Consider the following 17,285-nt stretch of genomic DNA (forward strand, 5'->3'; position numbering starts at 1 on the left):
GAGACGGAGAGGGGAGCGCCCTACGAAGGCCCCCTCTCCGTCCGCTTCGCGGACACCTCTCCCCCGCCTCCAGCGGGGGCGAGGAACCCAAGCCTTTAGAGGTCAATCCGGCCCGAATCCCGCACTCGTCGGGCTGCCGTCGTCCAGCTTCGACAGCCATTCCACCAGCGTCGGCCGATACCGGGTCAGGCCCTTGTAGGTGGCGAGTTCTTCCGGCAGGTCGCGGATGACGCGGTGCAGGCGGCGCGCCCATTTCGGCTGTGTGACCAGCTCGTCCATCTTGATCAGGTAGCAGCGGATCGGGAAGACGATGCCGTTGGAGCGCGGCAGCCGCCAGAAGCTTTGCAGCTCGACGCGCAGATGCACCTTGTCGCCGACATTCTCGGGCGTGACGGTGGCGCGGTCCGGACCCCATTTATGATAATTCTCGGGGCTGGTGTCGAGGCGCGGATTGATGGTCATCGTCCAGTTGAGGCGCCGTGCCGGCTTGCCCTGCTGGATGTTGGTGAGGAATTTCAGCGCCCGCGTGAAGATGCCCTTCTCATGCGCCAGCGGCACCGGTGCGTGCCATTCGAAGAAGTTCATGCCGATGTCGAAATCGAGCGACCAGTCCGCTTGGGTGGTGACCATGCCGGCATCCATCCACAGATTGCCGTCGCGCTGGTCGAGGATGCAGAAATCGCCCTGGCTCTGGCGGGTGATGTATTCCATCGGGCCATAGGGCAGCGTCGAGGTGTCGCCGAAGGTGAAGGTATCGTCGATGCCGAGCGGCCGGTTGATCCAGCGCCAACGGTCGCCGTTTCGCTCCAGCGTGAAATGCTCGGGATAGCCGAGCGCCTGCTGCTCCATGAGAAGCTCCAGCAGATCCCAGCCGGCCAAAGTCATATGCGGCAGCGACTGGCAGCGCAGCGGATCCTCGGCCAGAACCAGCGCGCGGTCCTGCATCTCGGCGACATAGTGCTCGTCGACGTCGATTAGGTTTTCCAGCACACTGCCCTTCGGCCCGACGACATGCGGCTCGATATTGACCGCATACATGTAGGCATCTTCGTTGAACGGGAACGGAAAGCGCCGGATGTGCTCCGGGCTGTTCTTGAAGGTGAAATCGTCGCGAAACGTTTCCTTGCGAAAGGTGATGCCCATTGACGCCTCCTATCTTTCCAGGACCAGGGACTTGCCCTCGAAGCGCGAGACGCAAGGCATGATCTTGCAGCCGGAACGGTGGTCTTCCTCGCTCAGCCAGTGATCGTTGTGGATGAACTTACCGTCGGAGGAGATCACATTGGTCTCGCACTGGCCGCAGACGCCGCCGCGGCACAGATAAGGCGGGTCGACGCCGGCGGCCTCGATCGCCTCGAGCAGGCTCTGCTGCTCGCCGACATGGATCGTCTTGCTACTGACGGCCAAGGTTACATCGAAAGGCGCGCCGGGCTGGGGCGCCGCGAAATGCTCGAAATGCACGGTTTCGGATGGCCAGCCGAGGCTGGCTGCGCGGTCACGCACCCAGTTGATCATGCCGGCCGGACCGCAGACATAGAGATGCGTGCCGAGCGGCTGCGAGGACAACAGCCGCTCGATGTCGATGCGCTCCTCGCGGTCGTCGTGATAGAGCCGGACCCGGTTGCCGTAGCGCTCTCGCAGCACATCGGCATAGGTCCCGAGCGAGGCCGTGCGGCAGGTGTAGTGCAGTTCGAAATTGCCGCCGGCCCCCGCGAGCTGCGAGGTCTGCGCCACGAAGGGCGTGATGCCGATGCCGCCGGCCAGCATCAGGTGTTTTTTGGCTCTCAGATCGAGCGAGAACAGGTTGACCGGATAGCTGATCACCATCTCCAGGCCGGGCTTGACCTGGCGGTGCATGAAGAGCGAGCCGCCGCGACCGACATCGTCTCGGCGTATGGAAATCGTGTATTCGCGCGTGTCGAGCGGCGAGCCCATCAGCGAATAGGGGTTGAGCCTGGTGCGGTCGCCGTCGCGCATCTCGACCACGACATGAGCGCCGCCGGAAAAGGTCGGCAGCAGCTCGCCGTCGCGGCGGCGGAAATGGAAGCGGGTGACGAGATCGTTGACCGGAACGACGTCGCTGACGACGACATCGAGCTTGGTGGTGCCGGTGCTCATGGGAAGGCCTCCTCCATCGGAGGGATATCGGAGCGATCCTCGGCGTTGATGCACACCCCCTGGAAGGCGGCCAGCCGGCGCGAATAGTGATCGCGCACCAGAAGCAGCAGGCCGCAATGCGAACAGGTGGCAGGCTGCGTCGTGACATTCTCGGTGATGCCCTTGCAGTGCACGCATTGCATACGCCGCGCCAGCGAGCCGCGATGCTCGGTCTGCATGGAGGTGTGGTCGATGCCGGCCTCGAGCGCGGTCTGCATGGCCTGGCCGATCAGGCCTTCCGTGCCGGCAAGATAGAGGCGCAGGCCCATATGGGCGTTGGTCAGCGTTTGCCGCAGCCGCGGCAGCAGGCTGGCGAAGGACGGCGCGATGTGGAGTTGCGCCGGCTTCAGCGCTTCGACGGCGGCGATGTGCTTGCCCTCGGGCCCCGGGATGAAGACGATCTCGGCCCCATCGAAGAAGCCGGCCGGCGCCTTGCCGGCCATGTCGGTGATCGCGAGCGCGCCTTCGGCGTCGGCGATGAAGAGGTGATGCTTGCCGGGCTGCGGAGAGAGCGTTCCGTAAATGGGCCGGCTGATGATCGTCTTGGCTGCCATTCGTCCGTCGTACCTTAAAAAACCCCTCCCCGTTGATGATGCCTCAACCTTTGGCGGTGCGCTTGGCCTTCTTCGGGTCATCGAACGGCAGCGGCTGCGCCGTCGCCTTGATGGAGCCGCTCTTGTTGCGGATCTCGAGTTTGGTGTCCTTGACCGCGCAATCGACGTCGAGGCGGGCGATGCCCATCGATTTCTTGACCAGCGGCGAATACATCGCGCAGGTCACCACGCCGACTTTCTTGCCGTCGCGGTAGACGGGCGCGCCCTCGTCGGCCGGCTCCTTGCCGTCGAGCAGCACGCCATAGATCTTGAAGCGTTCCTTGCCCTTCAGCCGATAGTGCTCCTCGGCGCCGCGGAAGCCGGTCTTGCCGGGGCTGACGGTGAAGTCGAGGCCGAGCTCCCACAGCGTGTCGCCGGGGCCTTCGTTCTCGAACGGATACTTTTGCGAATTGTCGTAGGGATAGAAGAGCAGGTAGCTCTCGACACGCAGCATATCGAGCGTGGTGAAGCGGCACGGGATGATGCCGGCGCTCTTGCCCTCCTCGAGGATCCTGTCCCAGATCGCGCCGGCATCCTGGCCGCGGCAGAAGATCTCGTAGCCGCGCTCGCCGGTGTAGCCGGTGCGCGAGATCATCACCGGGAAGCCGAAGAGCTGCGTGTGCATGTGATGAAAATAATTGAGATCGCGGATGCCGGGCACGTGCTTGGCGAGATAGTCGACCGCCGTCGGGCCCTGCAGCGAAAGGTCATGCAGATTGTCGTCGAAACGCAGCGACACATCGCGGCCCATCGCCGCCCGTTGCAGTTCCTCGTGGCCGGTGCCGGAGCCGTGCACGACCATCCATGAATTCGGGCTGATGCGGTAGAGAATGCAATCGTCGGTGAATTTTCCCGCCTCGTTCAGCATGCAGGCATAGGCCGACTTGCCGGGATAAATCTTCTCCACGTCGCGCGTCGTGGCGAGGTCGATGAGATGCGAGGCATGCGGCCCAGTGATGTGGACCTTCTTCAGGCCGGAGACGTCCATCAGCCCGGCCTTGGTGCGGATCGCCACATATTCCGCGTCGGCGTCCTTGTCGTAGGTCCAGGCGGTGCCCATGCCGCTCCAGTCCTCGAGTTTCGAGCCGAGCGCGCGATGGCGGTCCGCCAGGGTCGAGAATCTCCAGGATGCCGTCATCCGATCGTCCTCCGTGCGATTTAAGTCGTTGCTGTTCCCTGCTCCTGCTTGGCGGCGGAGCTTGGTCGAATATTGACCGCAAACGACGGAGCCCTGCAATCCCCTTGAAGCAAATAATTTCATTGTCAGGCAAATTTCTTGACCGGGAACAAACGGTTTACGGTGCGTAAATCCGGCTTGACAATTTCGGGAATCGAGCGGAATTTATGAAAAAAATTTCACTCTGTTGAAAGAGTGGACGCCCGGTCGATTTCGGGACCGGACGTCGCCAGAAGGGGAAAACCGATGTCCGACCTGCAACAGCGCATCGAAGCGCTGTACCGTTCCGACGTGCGTGGATCCGTGCTCCTGATCGTGTGTCTGTGGGCGACGATCCTCTTCGTTCTCCTGATGACATGGCCATACATCCCCGACGGCGGGATCAAGGTCGTGGTGGCGATCGCAGCCGCCGCGGTGCTGATCTTCAACACCGCCGCCATCCTCGCCATGATCAACCACTACAAGGAAGACAAGGACTTCATCTACGGGCTCGACATCAAGAACGCCGACGCGGCCCGCAACCGTCAATCCTGAGGGGAAAAACCATGGCCCGCTATATCCCGCCGGAGCAGAACAAGGCCGGACAGGTCCTCGACATCGCGGTCGTGGTGGTCGCGATCTTCGTGGCGCTTTGGCTGCCGCTGAAGCTCGGCTTCGCTGGGGCGGCGAAGTCGATCGACGCGCTCGACGCCAAGACGTGGGACGCGCTCGGCCAGAACGCCACCATGGCCTCGATCTGGGAGAAGCTCGGCTACACGCCGGAGACGGCGCACGACATCATCCAGAACCGCTTCCACTACATCATCGACTGGCCGACGCTGATCATCATGGCGATCTTGCTGATCGCCTATTTCGTCTTCCTGTTCCGCGCCTCCGATAAGGAATATCGCGAGGTCATCAACGAGAAGTTCGACGACAAATAGACTTCGACGACAAAGAGACTTCGAGGACAACGAGTCCGGAGAAAACATCATGTGGATGGGACTGTCTTATGTTTGCTGGGGCATCTCCGTCGTGCTTGCGGCGTGGATGCTCTACGACTGGTTCAAGGTCGACACGACCTATTCCGAAGCCGTGCTGACCTCCTCGCGCGAAGGCGAGCTTGAGGCCGTTTCCGAAAAACACCGGATCTGAGTGGGGACTGACATGACGGCCGCGGTTGAGACGGGACAAACGGTAATTCATGGCGACAGAGTCTCGCTGCTTCGGGTGCTCGGCCCGGCGCATGTGTGGGCGCTGGGCGTCGGCATCGTGCTGGTCGGCGAGTTCACCGGCTGGAATTTCTCCGCCGACAAGGGCGGCGCGCTCGCGGCGCTGATTGTCTGCTGGATCGTCGGACTGCTCTACACCTCGGTCGCCATGATCGACTCGGAGGTGACGTCCACCGTCGCCGCCGCCGGCGGCCAGTACGCGCAGGCCAAGCATATCGTCGGGCCGCTGATGGCCTTCAACGTCGCGCTGTTCCTGGTGTTCGCCTACACCATGCTCGAAGTGTCGGACGCGATCCTGCTCGGCGACACCATCGTCGCCAAGGCAGGCGTGGAAGGGCTGACGCACAATTCCTTCATCGCGGCCACGATCGTGGTGCTCGCCTGGCTCAACTATCGTGGCGTGCTGATGACGCTCAACGTCAACTTCGTCATCACCGCCATCGCCTATGTCTCGATCGTCATCCTGTTCTTTTCCGTCAGCCCGTGGACGCAAGGCGCGGTGCTGAAGCTCAATGAGTTGGTCACGCCCGGCAACGCGCTGCCCTATGGCTGGATCGGCGTCATCGCCGCCTTCCAGTTCGGCATCTGGTATTATCTCGGCATCGAGGGCACGACCCAGGCCGCCGAGGAAGTGCGCTCGCCGGCGCGCTCCCTGCCCTACGGCACCATGGCCGGCATGATCACGCTTTTGATCGCCGCCGCGATGACCTGGTATGTCTGCGCCTCGCTGATGCCCTGGGAATATCTCGGCATCACCTACTATCCGCTGTGGGACGCCGGCAAGCTGACCGGCAGCCCGCTGCTGGAAAACCTCTTGTTCATCGCGACGCTGCTGGCAGCGCTTGCCTCGGCCAATGGCTGCATCAACGACGCCGCGCGCGCCTGGTTCTCGCTCGGCCGCGACCGCTATCTGCCGAGCTGGTTCTCGGCGGTGCATCCGAAATACCGCACACCTTATCGCTCGATCCTGTTCCTGCTGCCGATCGCGCTGGCCTTCGCTTTCATCGCCGACCTCAACCAGGCGATCACCTTCTCGATCCTGTCGGGCGTGCTCCAATACACCTTCATGAGCATCAACATCATGATGTTCCGCAAGAAGTGGCCGCTCGGCACGATCCGCCGCGGCTACACGCACCCCTTCCATCCGCTGCCGGCGATCGTCCTGTTCTGCCTTTGCATGGTGACGTTCTTCGCCATCTTCCTCGGCTTCGGCTCGCAGCTGATCGCGATGACGGTGTTCTATTTCCTGATTTCGCTATGGTTCCACTTCTATCGCTACAAATTCGTGCGGCGCGGCGACCAGTTCTCCATGCCGTGGCCGAAACCGCAGGGTTATTGAGTGGAGTGAAGGCCCGCCTGTCGACGGCGGGCCGTGGCGTGTCGAAATGTCCGATCTGACGTCAGTATTGCTTGCCGGGGCAGCCGCATTGGGCGTCGTCGCCCATATCGTCTGGCTCGCGCGTGCCGGCCGCAACAGGGCGAAGGCAGCCTTGGCCGCCGATATGGCCAGCGTTCGCAGCGTCGTTGCGGATGCCGCCGACATTTCCGACGGCACGGCCGGCGTCGTCACCTGGGCCGGCTCCTGGAACGGTCAGCGCGTTCAGGTTCGCACCATCGTCGACACGCTGGCGACACGAAAGTTGCCGACGCGCTGGCTCGCCGTTTCGGTCACCGAGCCGGTCGCAGTGCCGGGTACCTTCGACATGATGATGCGGCCGAATTCGGCAACGACATTCTCCAATTTCGACCATCTTGCGCACACGCTGCCGAAGGTGCTCGGCCTTCCCGCCGACGCGGTGCTCAAGACGGACCGCAAGGGCGTCGCCTTCCCCCAGGATCTGATTGCCGCGCACACCGGCATCTTTGCCGAAGGGCGCGCCAAGGAACTGCTGATCACGCCGAACGGCGTGCGCATCGTCTGGCTGCTGGCCGAGGCCGAGCGCGCACGCTACGGCGTGTTCCGGCAGGCCGCCTTCTGCGATGCCGGGATCGATCCCGCGCTGATCGAACGCTTGCTCGAGGCAACGTCGGGTCTTCGCCAAGCCATCAACCGGCGCGAAAGGCAGGCCGCATGAGCGACGGAACCGCCACCCCTGCTCCCGCGAACCCCTATCTCGTGCTCGGCGCGGCGATCGTTTTGCCGGCAAGCGGCCACGTCCTGCTCGGCGTTCCGGCGCGCGGGCTGCAGTTCCTGTTCTTCATGGTGATCCTTGGCTGGATAACGATGAAGCTGGCGCCGGCCGACGCCGGCTTCATCGGCCGCCATGCCGGCGGCTTCCTGATCTATGCCTTCTCGATCCTCGACGCCTACCGGATTGCGCGCATCCGCCATGCGATCTGGGTTCACAAGGCGCGCCCGGACGGCGATAGTGCCCGGGGCAATGCACCGTCGAATATGTAATCACAGGAAAATTTCTTTCATACCAATTGAATTTGGCAAACTCATTGGGTACATCATCTGAGAGCCAAAAAACGCTGGAGGCTGGCATGTGCGGAATCGTGGGACTTTTCTTGAAGGACAAGGCGCTCGAGCCGAAGCTCGGCGCGATGCTGTCGGAGATGCTGGTGTCGCTCAGCGACCGCGGCCCCGACAGCGCCGGCATCGCGATCTACGGCGCCCCTTCCAAGAATGAAGCCAAGATCACCATCCAGTCGGCCAAGCCGGAGCGCGATTTCCGCGGCCTCGATGCGGAACTCGCCAAGGCGATCGGCGTTCCCGTCAGTCTTGCCACGAAATCCACCCACGCCGTCATCCGAACCGCGCCTGACAAGGTCGACGCGGCGCGCGAGGCGCTGCAGACGCTGCGGCCCGACATCCGCATCATGGGCGCCGGCGAGGCTGTGGAGATCTACAAGGAAGTCGGCCTGCCGGAAGCCGTCGTCGACCGCTTCGACGTGCGATCCATGACCGGCACGCATGGCATCGGCCACACCCGCATGGCGACGGAATCGGCGGTGACCACGATGGGCGCGCATCCGTTCTCGACCGGCGCCGACCAGTGCCTGGTGCACAATGGCTCGCTCTCCAACCACAACAATGTGCGCCGCGAGCTGATCCGTGACGGCATGACCTTCGAGACCGAGAACGATACCGAAGTGGCGGCCGCCTACCTCTCCAACCGGATGGCGCATGGCAAGAACCTCGGCGAGGCGCTGGAAGGCACGCTCTCCGACCTCGACGGCTTCTTCACCTTCGTCGTCGGCACCAAGAACGGTTTTGGCGTGGTGCGCGATCCGATCGCCTGCAAGCCGGCCGTGATGGCCGAGACCGCCCAGTATGTCGCCTTCGGCTCCGAATATCGCGCGCTGACCAAGCTGCCCGGCATCGACAATGCAAGGGTCTGGGAGCCCGAACCCGCAACCGTTTATTTCTGGGAGCATTGAGCTCATGCCGGCAACCACGATGTCGAAGACCCAGCGCGAGCAAGGGCATGCGAGGGTCTTCGACCTGTCCGAACATTCGCTGCGCGAATTGAACCAGGCGCTGCACAAGCTCGCGCCTGGCTCGAACGAGACCGCTTGGGAAGTGCTCAACCCGAAGGGCAGCCACTCGGTCGCCGTCGGCGTCGACCAACCGGTCTCGATCGATGTGCGCGGCAGCGTCGGCTATTACTGCGCCGGCATGAATGACGGCGCCGCGATCACCGTGCACGGCTCGGCCGGCCCCGGCGTCGGCGAGAACATGATGTCGGGCTCGATCGTCATCAAGGGCGACGCCAGCCAGTATGCCGGTGCCACCGGCCGCGGCGGCCTGCTGGTCATCGAGGGCAACGCTTCGTCGCGCTGCGGCATCTCGATGAAGGGCATCGACATCGTCGTGCATGGCAATATCGGTCACATGTCGGCCTTCATGGCGCAATCCGGCAACCTGGTGGTGCTGGGCGATGCCGGCGATGCGCTGGGCGATTCCATCTACGAGGCGCGGCTCTTCGTGCGCGGCAAGGTGGAAAGCCTGGGCGCCGACTGCATCGCCAAGGAGATGCGGCCGGAGCATATCGAATTGGTGCAGGGCCTGCTCGACAAGGCCGGCGTCACCGGCGTCAAGGCGTCGGAGTTCAAGCGCTACGGCTCGGCCCGCAAGCTCTACAATTTCAACATCGATAACGCCGACGCGTATTGAGGCAAGATGACCTACCGCAACCCGCCGACGACGCCGCGCAAATCCGCGACCTTCGACGACTACACGCTTTCCGAAATCCGCCGCGCGGCCGCGACCGGCATCTATGACATCCGCGGCGCCGGCGCCAAGCGCAAGCTGCCGCATTTCGACGACCTTCTGTTCCTCGGCGCGTCGATCTCGCGCTATCCGCTCGAAGGCTATCGCGAGCGCTGCGACACCTCGGTGGTGCTCGGCTCGCGCCATGCCAGGAAGCCGATCGAGCTGAAGATCCCGATCACCATCGCCGGCATGAGTTTCGGTTCTCTCTCCGGCCCGGCCAAGGAGGCCCTGGGGCGTGGCGCCACGCTGTCCGGCACCTCGACCACCACCGGCGACGGCGGCATGACCGAGGAAGAGCGCGGCCATTCCAAGCAGCTGGTCTATCAGTATCTGCCATCGCGCTACGGCATGAACCCGCGCGACCTGCGCCGCGCCGATGCCATCGAAGTGGTCGTCGGCCAGGGCGCCAAGCCGGGCGGCGGCGGCATGCTGCTCGGCCAGAAGATATCCGACCGCGTCGCCGAGATGCGCACGCTGCCCAAGGGCATCGACCAGCGCTCGGCCTCGCGCCATCCCGACTGGACCGGGCCGGACGATCTCGAGATCAAGATCCTCGAACTGCGCGAGATCACCGACTGGGAGAAGCCGATCTACGTCAAGGTCGGCGGCGCCCGCCCCTACTATGATACGGCACTGGCGGTGAAGGCCGGCGCCGACGTCGTGGTGGTCGACGGCATGCAGGGCGGCACCGCCGCGACCCAGGAAGTGTTCATCGAGAATGTCGGCCAGCCGACGCTTGCCTGCATCAGGCCGGCGGTGCAGGCGCTGCAGGACCTCGGCATGCACCGCAAGGTGCAGTTGATCGTCTCCGGCGGCATCCGCAACGGCGCCGATGTCGCCAAGGCGCTGGCGCTCGGCGTCGACGCGGTCTCGATCGGCACGGCGGCACTCGTCGCGCTGGGCGACAACGACCCCCGGTGGGAGGCGGAGTACAACGCGCTCGGCAGCACCGCCGGCGCCTATGACGACTGGCATGAGGGCCGCGACCCGGCCGGCATCACCACGCAGGACCCCGAGCTGATGAAGCGGGTCGACCCGATCGCGGCCGGACGGCGGCTGGCGAACTACCTCAAGGTGATGACGCTCGAAGCGCAGACGATTGCCCGCGCCTGCGGCAAGAACAGCCTGCACAATCTCGAGCCCGAGGATCTCGTCGCGCTCTCGATCGAGGCGGCCGCCATGGCCGGCGTGCCTTTGGCCGGCACCAACTGGATACCGGGGAGGAACGGCTTCTAGGACAACTCTGCCCGGAGTTGCGTCAAGGCAAATAGCTGGAGCGGGTCCTCCGCTCCAGGCAGCATCCGAAATACATAAGCGAGGGAACTACATAAATGGGGAACGATCTCGCCGCATTCGCCAAGGAGAACGGCGTCAAATATTTCATGATCTCCTACACCGACCTGTTCAGCGGCCAGCGCGCCAAGCTGGTGCCGGCGCAGGCGATCGCCGACATGCAGAAGGAAGGTGCCGGCTTTGCCGGTTTCGCGACATGGCTCGACCTGACGCCGGCGCATCCGGACATGCTGGCGGTGCCGGATCCGGATTCGGTGATCCAGTTGCCGTGGAAGAAGGACGTCGCCTGGGTGGCGGCCAACTGCATCATGGACGACAAGGAGGTCGACCAGGCGCCGCGCAACACGCTGAAGCGGGTGATCGCGGAGGCTGCGGCCGAGGGCATGCACGTCAAGACCGGCGTCGAGGCCGAGTTCTTCCTGATCTCGCCCGACGGCAGCGTGATCTCCGACCAGTACGACACGGCCTCGAAACCCTGCTACGACCAGCAGGCGGTGATGCGCCGCTATGACGTGATCGCCGAGATCTGCGACCATATGCTGGCGCTTGGCTGGGGCCCGTATCAGAACGACCATGAGGATGCCAACGGCCAGTTCGAGATGAACTGGAGGTTCGACGACGCGCTGCCGACCGCCGACAAGCACTCCTTCTTCAAATTCATGGTCAAGTCGATCGCAGAAAAGCATGGCCTGCGCGCGACCTTCATGCCGAAGCCCTTCCAGGGCCTGACCGGCAATGGCTGCCATGCCCATATCTCGGTTTGGGACAAGGCCGGCAAGACCAACGTCTTCGCCGACAATTCGATGGAGCTCGGCCTCTCCGCCAAGGGCAAGAACTTCCTCGGCGGCATTATGAAGCACGCCTCGGCCTTGGCCGCGATCACCAACCCGACGGTCAATTCCTACAAGCGCATCAACGCGCCGCGCACCATCTCGGGCGCGACCTGGGCGCCGAACACGGTGACCTGGACCGGCAACAACCGCACCCACATGGTGCGCGTGCCCGGCCCCGGCCGCTTCGAGCTGCGCCTGCCGGACGGCGCCGCCAACCCTTATCTGTTGCAAGCCGTGATCATCGCCGCCGGCCTCGACGGCATCCGCTCCAAGGCGGATCCCGGCAAGCGCTACGATATCGACATGTACCAGTACGGCCATACCGTGAAGGGCGCGCCGAAACTGCCGCTCAACCTGCTCGATGCGCTTCGCGAGTTCGACAAGGACAAATCGCTCAAGGCGGCGCTGGGTGAGGAATTCTCGTCGGCATATCTAAAGCTGAAGCACCAGGAATGGAATTCCTATGCTTCGCACTTCACGCAGTGGGAGCGCGACCACACGCTGGATATCTGACGGTCCTGTAGTGGAGCATGATGTCGTCCGAAAACCGCGTCACACTTTTCGGCATCATGCTCTAGCGGGGCGAGCGGCCTTGGAATGATTTCATGAAATATTCGATCTTCTCGCTCGCCCGCGCCGCCCTTTCCGGCCACAAGAACTGGCAGCCGACCTGGCGCGACGCGGCGCCCAAGGATCGCTACGATGTGGTGATCATCGGCGGCGGCGGCCATGGTCTCGCCACCGCCTGGTTCCTCGCCAGCGAGTTCGGCATCCGCAACGTCGCGGTGCTGGAAAAGGGCTGGATCGGTTCCGGCAATGCCGGCCGAAACACCACCATCATCCGCTCCAATTACGGCCTGCCCGGCAACACCGGCTTCTACGAATTGTCGATGAAGCTGTGGGAGAAGATGGAGCAGGACCTCAACTACAACGCGATGGTCAGCCAGCGCGGCGTGCTCAACCTCTACCACTCCGACGCGCAGCGCGACGCTTTCGCGCGGCGCGGCAACACGATGCGCATCAACGGCATCGACGCCGAGCTGCTCGATCAGGCAGCGCTCAGGAAGATGCTGCCGTTCCTGAATTTCGACAATGCGCGCTTCCCCGTGCAGGGCGGGCTGCTGCAGCGGCGGGGCGGCACAGCGCGGCATGATGCCGTGGTCTGGGGCTACGCGCATGCGGCGAGCGAACTCGGCGTCGACATCATCCAGAATTGCGAGGTCACCGGCTTCACGCGCGACGCCAACGGCAAGGTCACCGGCGTCGAGACCTCGCGCGGCAAGATCGGCGCCGGCAAGGTCGGCATGGCGGTGGCGGGTTCTTCCTCGCGCGTCGCGGCGATGGCGGGTCTTCGACTGCCAATCGAAAGCCATGTGCTTCAGGCCTTCGTCTCGGAAGCGATCAAGCCGCTCATCCCCGGTGTCATGACCTTCGGCGCCGGGCATTTCTATGTCAGCCAGTCGGACAAGGGCGGGCTGGTCTTCGGCGGCGACATCGACGGCTACAATTCCTATGCGCAGCGCGGCAATCTGCCGGTCATGGAAGATGTCTGCGAAGGCGGCATGGCGCTGATCCCGATGATCGGCCGCGTGCGGCTGCTGCGCCAGTGGGGCGGCATCATGGACATGTCGATGGACGGCACGCCGATCATCGACAAGAGCCCGATCGACGGCCTCTACATCAATGCCGGCTGGTGCTATGGCGGCTTCAAGGCGACGCCGGGCTCAGGCTTGGTCTTTGCCCATCTCATCGCCCGCGATCAATCGCACAAGGAAGCCGCGCTGTTCCGCCTCGACCGCTTCCAGCGCGGCGCCATGATCGACGAGAAGGGCCAGGGCGCCCAACCGAACCTGCACTGAAGGCCCTGTCATGCGCATAGTCTGTCCCTTCTGCGGCGAACGCGAACTCGGCGAGTTCACCTATCTCGGCGACGCCAAGCCGCAACGCCCGGCGGCCGATGCCGGCGAGGAGGCTGTCTACGACTACGTCTATCTGCGCGACAACGTCGCTGGCGTAATGAGCGAGCACTGGTACCATGGCGGCGGCTGCCGGGCCTGGCTGAAGGTCACCCGCAACACGCTGACGCATGAGATTTCGGCCGTCGAGCCAGCGGCGGGCGCCGGCGCCGCCAAGGTTGGTGCGTGATGGCCGGCGATCAGACAAACCGACTGAATAATGGCGGTCTCATCGACCGCTCGACCGCGCTCAATTTCCGTTTCGACGGCAAGACTTTTTCGGGCTTCAAGGGCGACACGCTGGCCTCCGCGCTGGTTGCCAACGGCGTCAAGCTCGTCGGCCGCTCTTTCAAATATCATCGGCCGCGTGGCATCCTGACCGCCGGGTCGGAAGAGCCGAACGCGCTGGTCGAATTGCGCAGCGGCGCGCGGCGCGAGGCGAACACAAAGGCGACGACGGCCGAGCTTTATGAGGGCCTGGAAGCCGCCAGCCAGAACCGCTGGCCGTCGCTCAATTTCGACGTGATGTCGGTCAACCAGCTGTTCGCGCCGATCTTCGTCGCCGGCTTCTACTACAAGACCTTCATGTGGCCGGCGAAGTTCTGGGAAGCGATCTACGAGCCGGCGATCCGCCGCGCCGCCGGCCTCGGCCGCGCCGCGCAGGTCCCCGACCCCGACCACTACGAAAAGGCGTGGGCGCATTGCGACGTGGTGATTGCGGGCTCCGGTCCGGCCGGCCTGGCGGCTGCCCTTGCCGCGGGTCGCAGTGGCGCGCGCGTCATACTGTGCGAGGAGGATTTCGTCCTCGGCGGACGACTGCTCGCCGATGGCGGCACGATCGACGGGCTGCCGGCCGCCGAATGGGTTGCGCGCGCGGTTGCCGAGCTGACGGCGATGCCGGATGTGCGCATCATGACGCGCACGACTTTGTTCGGCGTCTATGATGGCGGCACCTATGGCGCGATCGAGCGCGTCAACGACCATCTGCCAACACCGCCCGAGCATCAGGTGCGCCAGCGTCTATGGCGCATTGTGGCCAGGCGCTGCGTGGTCGCCGCCGGCTCGATCGAACGTCCCATCGTCTTTGCCGGCAACGACACGCCCGGCGTGATGATGGCGTCGGCCATGCGCAGCTATATCAACCGCTACGCCGCCACACCGTCCAGGCGCATCGCGCTCTTCACCAACAACGAGGATGGCTGGCGCACGGCCGAGACGGCGATTGCCGCCGGACTGCAGGTGGCGGCGGTGATCGACGCGCGGCCGGATGTTTCGCCGGCGCATCGCTCGCTTGCCAGCAAGGGCGGCTTCCCGGTGCTGCATGGCGCGGTTGCCGGCGTCGATGGCGGCAAGGGCGGGGTGCGCAAGATTTCCGTGTCGCTGACCGGCGGCGCGCGCGCCGAGGTCGAGGCCGACGGGCTTGCCGTCTCAGGCGGCTGGAACCCGGCGGTCGGCCTCACCTCCTACCATCGCGGCCGGCCGAAATGGCGCGACGACATCGCAGCCTTCGTGCCGGACGGCGCACCGCCCGGCATGGTCGCCGCGGGTGCGGCCAACGGCGCCTTCGGGCTTGGCGCGGGCCTGCGCGAAGGGTTCGAAGCCGGCGCCGCCGCGGCACGCGATGCCGGACGCAGCGGCAATATCGGATCGATGCCTGTCGCCGACGACGAAGCCTTTTCGATCACCCCCCTCTGGCATGTCGCCGGCAAGGGCAAGGCCTTCGTCGACCAGCAGCACGACGTCACCGCTTCCGACGTCGAGCTGGCGCAGCGCGAAGGTTTTCAATCGGTCGAGCATCTGAAGCGTTACACGACGCTCGGCATGGCGACCGACCAAGGTAAGACATCGAATGTCGCCGGTCTCGCCATCATGGCCGCCGTCAGCGGCAAATCGATCCCGGAGACGGGCACGACGATCTATCGGCCGCCCTATGTGCCGGTCGCCATCGGCGCCTTCGCCGGCCATCACCGCGACGAGAATTTCCACGCGACGCGGCTGACGCCATCGCATCACTGGGCGGCCGAACAGGGCGCCATCTTCGTCGACACGGGTCTCTGGAAGCGCGCGCAATGGTATCCGCGCGCCGGCGAGAAGGACTGGCTGGAATCGGTCACCCGCGAGGTCAAAACGGTGCGCTCAGGCGTCGGCTTCTGCGATGTCTCGACGCTCGGCAAGATCGACGTGCACGGGCCCGATGCCGGTGCCTTCCTCGATCGCGTCTACATCAACGCCTTCTCCAGCCTCGCCGTCGGCAAGGCGCGCTACGGGCTGATGCTGCGCGAGGACGGCATCGTTTATGACGACGGCACGACCTCGCGACTGGCCGAGGACCATTATTTCCTGACCACCACGACGGCCAAGGCCGGGCTGGTGATGCAGCATCTGGAATTCTGCCGCCAGGTGCTGTTCCCCGAACTCGACGTGCAGCTCACCTCGGTCTCAGACCAGTGGGCGCAGTTCTCGATCGCCGGGCCGAAGACCCGCGATCTGCTCAAGGAGATCGTCGACCCGGCCGAGGACCTGTCGAACGAAGGCTTCCCGTTCATGGGCGCGCGCGAGGTCAAGCTGCGCGGCGGCCTGAAGGCCAGGCTGTTCCGCATCTCCTTCTCCGGCGAGATGGCGTTCGAGATTTCGGTGCCGGCGCGCTACGGCGAAGCCATGGCGCGCAACCTGATGATTGCCGGCAAGCCGTTCGGCGTGACGCCCTACGGCACCGAGGCGCTCGGCGTGATGCGCATCGAAAAGGGCCATGTCGCCGGACCGGAACTCAACGGCACGACCACGGCGGGCGATCTCGGCCTCGGCAAGATGATGTCGACCAAGAAGGATTTCATCGGCCGCGTCATGGCCGGCCGCGAGGCGCTGGTCGCGCCGAACCGGCAGGTGGTCGTCGGCATCAAGCCGACCGACAAGGCACGCCGCTTGCGCTCCGGCGCGCATATCATCCCGAAGGACGAAACACCCGGCCCCGGCAACGACCAGGGCTATGTCACCTCGGTATGCTTCTCGCCGGTGCTCGACCAGTGGATCGGGCTCGGCCTTGTCGAGCGCGGCCGCGAGCGCATCGGCGAGGTCGTGCGCGCGCATGATCCGCTGCGCGGCGAGGACTATGATGTCGAGCTCTGCAATTCCGTCTTCTACGATCCGGATGGAGGGCGTCAGCGTGGCTGATTTTTCCTGGGATATCCGCAGCCCGCTCGACCGCGCGCTGACCAGTGGACCTTATGGCGCGCAAGGCGAAGCCGGCGTGTCGCTCACCGAAATCCGCAATTTCGGCCTCGTGCAGGTGATGGCGCGGCGTGGCAAGGCCGGGGAGATGGCCAAGGCAGCGAAGGCACAGTTCGGCGTCGCCGCGCCGGAAACGCCCAAGGCGGTCGACACGGCCGACGCGACGCTGATCTGGTCGGGGCCGGACCAGTTCCTGGTGCTGTCCAAGGGCGGCAAGCACACGATGGAAAGCCTGGCTCCCGGTTTTGCCGGTTCGGCTTCGCTGTCCGACCAATCGCATGCGCGGGCGCTGATCAGCGTCTCCGGCGGGAAGGCGTGCGCGATGCTCGCCAAGCTGTCGTCGATCGACCTGCATCCTGATGTGTTCGCAGTCGGCGCGGCGGCGGCGACCTCGATGGATCACACCAGCGTCACGCTGTGGCGCGGCAAGGATCGGGCGGATAGACAGTCAGTGTTCAACCTGCTGGTGTTCGCGACTTTCGCCGAGAGCCTGTGGCACACGATTCTGGACTCGGCCGCGGAGTATGGCGCGACGATCGGCCATTCCGAGGAGTTGGCGTAGCAGTGCGCCTTTCCCTTCTCCCTTGCGGGAGAAGGTGTCGCCGTAGGCGACGGATGA

General features: G+C 64.5%; 18 protein-coding genes. 14 read left to right on the forward strand and 4 right to left on the reverse strand.

Annotated elements, in window-relative coordinates; genetic code table 11:
* Positions 1-102 precede the first annotated feature (102 nt).
* From FJ471_RS26140 to FJ471_RS26155, 4 genes are read right to left on the reverse strand one after another with little or no spacing between them, the layout of a single operon-like run.
* Positions 103-1,143 (reverse strand): DUF3445 domain-containing protein, encoded by a 1,041-nt coding sequence (locus FJ471_RS26140; RefSeq protein ID WP_140807616.1) that lies wholly within the window; start codon positions 1,141-1,143, stop codon positions 103-105.
* Positions 1,144-1,152: 9 nt separating this feature from the next.
* Positions 1,153-2,118, reverse strand: a complete 966-nt coding sequence (locus tag FJ471_RS26145) for a PDR/VanB family oxidoreductase (protein WP_140807617.1) — start codon at positions 2,116-2,118, stop codon at positions 1,153-1,155.
* Positions 2,115-2,711 (reverse strand): dimethylamine monooxygenase subunit DmmA family protein, encoded by a 597-nt coding sequence (locus FJ471_RS26150; RefSeq protein WP_140807618.1) that lies wholly within the window; start codon positions 2,709-2,711, stop codon positions 2,115-2,117. Before FJ471_RS26150 ends, FJ471_RS26145 begins: the two co-directional genes overlap by 4 nt.
* 43 nt (positions 2,712-2,754) lie before the next feature.
* Positions 2,755-3,888, reverse strand: coding sequence for an aminomethyltransferase family protein (locus FJ471_RS26155; protein WP_140807619.1), 1,134 nt, complete (start codon positions 3,886-3,888; stop codon positions 2,755-2,757).
* Between the two features lie 285 nt (positions 3,889-4,173).
* Between FJ471_RS26155 and FJ471_RS26160 the strand changes: the two genes are divergently transcribed.
* From FJ471_RS26160 to FJ471_RS26225, 14 genes are all read left to right on the forward strand, one after another.
* Entirely contained in the window at positions 4,174-4,461 is a 288-nt protein-coding gene (locus FJ471_RS26160; protein WP_140807620.1) for a hypothetical protein, read from the forward strand.
* A gap of 11 nt (positions 4,462-4,472) precedes the next feature.
* Positions 4,473-4,850 carry a hypothetical protein gene (locus tag FJ471_RS26165; RefSeq protein ID WP_140807621.1) on the forward strand — a complete coding sequence of 126 codons (378 nt, stop codon included), beginning with the start codon at positions 4,473-4,475 and terminating at the stop codon, positions 4,848-4,850.
* 49 nt (positions 4,851-4,899) lie between these two features.
* Entirely contained in the window at positions 4,900-5,061 is a 162-nt protein-coding gene (locus FJ471_RS26170) for a hypothetical protein (RefSeq protein ID WP_040990881.1), read from the forward strand.
* A 12-nt stretch (positions 5,062-5,073) separates the two neighbouring features.
* Entirely contained in the window at positions 5,074-6,477 is a 1,404-nt protein-coding gene (locus tag FJ471_RS26175; RefSeq protein ID WP_140807622.1) for an amino acid permease, read from the forward strand.
* 46 nt (positions 6,478-6,523) lie between these two features.
* Complete coding sequence (locus FJ471_RS26180) at positions 6,524-7,213, forward strand: hypothetical protein (protein ID WP_181179737.1); 690 nt, start codon at positions 6,524-6,526, stop codon at positions 7,211-7,213.
* Positions 7,210-7,539, forward strand: coding sequence for a hypothetical protein (locus FJ471_RS26185; RefSeq protein ID WP_140807623.1), 330 nt, complete (start codon positions 7,210-7,212; stop codon positions 7,537-7,539). Before FJ471_RS26180 ends, FJ471_RS26185 begins: the two co-directional genes overlap by 4 nt.
* Positions 7,540-7,625: 86 nt before the next feature.
* Positions 7,626-8,522, forward strand: a complete 897-nt coding sequence (locus FJ471_RS26190) for a glutamine amidotransferase family protein (protein ID WP_140807624.1) — start codon at positions 7,626-7,628, stop codon at positions 8,520-8,522.
* A 4-nt stretch (positions 8,523-8,526) separates the two neighbouring features.
* Complete coding sequence (locus FJ471_RS26195; protein ID WP_140807625.1) at positions 8,527-9,258, forward strand: GXGXG domain-containing protein; 732 nt, start codon at positions 8,527-8,529, stop codon at positions 9,256-9,258.
* Positions 9,259-9,264: 6 nt separating this feature from the next.
* Positions 9,265-10,593 (forward strand): FMN-binding glutamate synthase family protein, encoded by a 1,329-nt coding sequence (locus tag FJ471_RS26200; protein ID WP_140807626.1) that lies wholly within the window; start codon positions 9,265-9,267, stop codon positions 10,591-10,593.
* Positions 10,594-10,688: 95 nt separating this feature from the next.
* Positions 10,689-11,996 (forward strand): type III glutamate--ammonia ligase, encoded by a 1,308-nt coding sequence (glnT, locus tag FJ471_RS26205; RefSeq protein WP_140807627.1) that lies wholly within the window; start codon positions 10,689-10,691, stop codon positions 11,994-11,996.
* Positions 11,997-12,088: 92 nt separating this feature from the next.
* Positions 12,089-13,342 carry a sarcosine oxidase subunit beta family protein gene (locus FJ471_RS26210; RefSeq protein WP_140807628.1) on the forward strand — a complete coding sequence of 418 codons (1,254 nt, stop codon included), beginning with the start codon at positions 12,089-12,091 and terminating at the stop codon, positions 13,340-13,342.
* Between the two features lie 10 nt (positions 13,343-13,352).
* Positions 13,353-13,628, forward strand: coding sequence for a sarcosine oxidase subunit delta family protein (locus FJ471_RS26215; RefSeq protein WP_140807629.1), 276 nt, complete (start codon positions 13,353-13,355; stop codon positions 13,626-13,628).
* Positions 13,628-16,609 (forward strand): sarcosine oxidase subunit alpha, encoded by a 2,982-nt coding sequence (locus tag FJ471_RS26220; RefSeq protein ID WP_140807630.1) that lies wholly within the window; start codon positions 13,628-13,630, stop codon positions 16,607-16,609. Before FJ471_RS26215 ends, FJ471_RS26220 begins: the two co-directional genes overlap by 1 nt.
* On the forward strand, positions 16,602-17,228 hold the full coding sequence (locus tag FJ471_RS26225) for a sarcosine oxidase subunit gamma family protein (RefSeq protein WP_140807631.1): 627 nt from the start codon (positions 16,602-16,604) through the stop codon (positions 17,226-17,228). Before FJ471_RS26220 ends, FJ471_RS26225 begins: the two co-directional genes overlap by 8 nt.
* Positions 17,229-17,285: the final 57 nt, after the last annotated feature.

This window comes from Mesorhizobium sp. B2-7-1, from assembly GCF_006440735.1.
GTDB lineage: Bacteria > Pseudomonadota > Alphaproteobacteria > Rhizobiales > Rhizobiaceae > Mesorhizobium.

What these genes read in the sequence shown, in the direction of transcription:
- FJ471_RS26140 (WP_140807616.1), bottom strand. Translation starts at nt 1,143, where the DNA reads ATGGGCATCACCTTTCGCAAGGAAACGTTTCGCGACGATTTCACCTTC.
- FJ471_RS26145 (WP_140807617.1), bottom strand. Translation starts at nt 2,118, where the DNA reads ATGAGCACCGGCACCACCAAGCTCGATGTCGTCGTCAGCGACGTCGTT.
- FJ471_RS26150 (WP_140807618.1), bottom strand. Translation starts at nt 2,711, where the DNA reads ATGGCAGCCAAGACGATCATCAGCCGGCCCATTTACGGAACGCTCTCT.
- FJ471_RS26155 (WP_140807619.1), bottom strand. Translation starts at nt 3,888, where the DNA reads ATGACGGCATCCTGGAGATTCTCGACCCTGGCGGACCGCCATCGCGCG.
- FJ471_RS26160 (WP_140807620.1), top strand. Translation starts at nt 4,174, where the DNA reads ATGTCCGACCTGCAACAGCGCATCGAAGCGCTGTACCGTTCCGACGTG.
- FJ471_RS26165 (WP_140807621.1), top strand. Translation starts at nt 4,473, where the DNA reads ATGGCCCGCTATATCCCGCCGGAGCAGAACAAGGCCGGACAGGTCCTC.
- FJ471_RS26170 (WP_040990881.1), top strand. Translation starts at nt 4,900, where the DNA reads ATGTGGATGGGACTGTCTTATGTTTGCTGGGGCATCTCCGTCGTGCTT.
- FJ471_RS26175 (WP_140807622.1), top strand. Translation starts at nt 5,074, where the DNA reads ATGACGGCCGCGGTTGAGACGGGACAAACGGTAATTCATGGCGACAGA.
- FJ471_RS26180 (WP_181179737.1), top strand. Translation starts at nt 6,524, where the DNA reads ATGTCCGATCTGACGTCAGTATTGCTTGCCGGGGCAGCCGCATTGGGC.
- FJ471_RS26185 (WP_140807623.1), top strand. Translation starts at nt 7,210, where the DNA reads ATGAGCGACGGAACCGCCACCCCTGCTCCCGCGAACCCCTATCTCGTG.
- FJ471_RS26190 (WP_140807624.1), top strand. Translation starts at nt 7,626, where the DNA reads ATGTGCGGAATCGTGGGACTTTTCTTGAAGGACAAGGCGCTCGAGCCG.
- FJ471_RS26195 (WP_140807625.1), top strand. Translation starts at nt 8,527, where the DNA reads ATGCCGGCAACCACGATGTCGAAGACCCAGCGCGAGCAAGGGCATGCG.
- FJ471_RS26200 (WP_140807626.1), top strand. Translation starts at nt 9,265, where the DNA reads ATGACCTACCGCAACCCGCCGACGACGCCGCGCAAATCCGCGACCTTC.
- glnT (WP_140807627.1), top strand. Translation starts at nt 10,689, where the DNA reads ATGGGGAACGATCTCGCCGCATTCGCCAAGGAGAACGGCGTCAAATAT.
- FJ471_RS26210 (WP_140807628.1), top strand. Translation starts at nt 12,089, where the DNA reads ATGAAATATTCGATCTTCTCGCTCGCCCGCGCCGCCCTTTCCGGCCAC.
- FJ471_RS26215 (WP_140807629.1), top strand. Translation starts at nt 13,353, where the DNA reads ATGCGCATAGTCTGTCCCTTCTGCGGCGAACGCGAACTCGGCGAGTTC.
- FJ471_RS26220 (WP_140807630.1), top strand. Translation starts at nt 13,628, where the DNA reads ATGGCCGGCGATCAGACAAACCGACTGAATAATGGCGGTCTCATCGAC.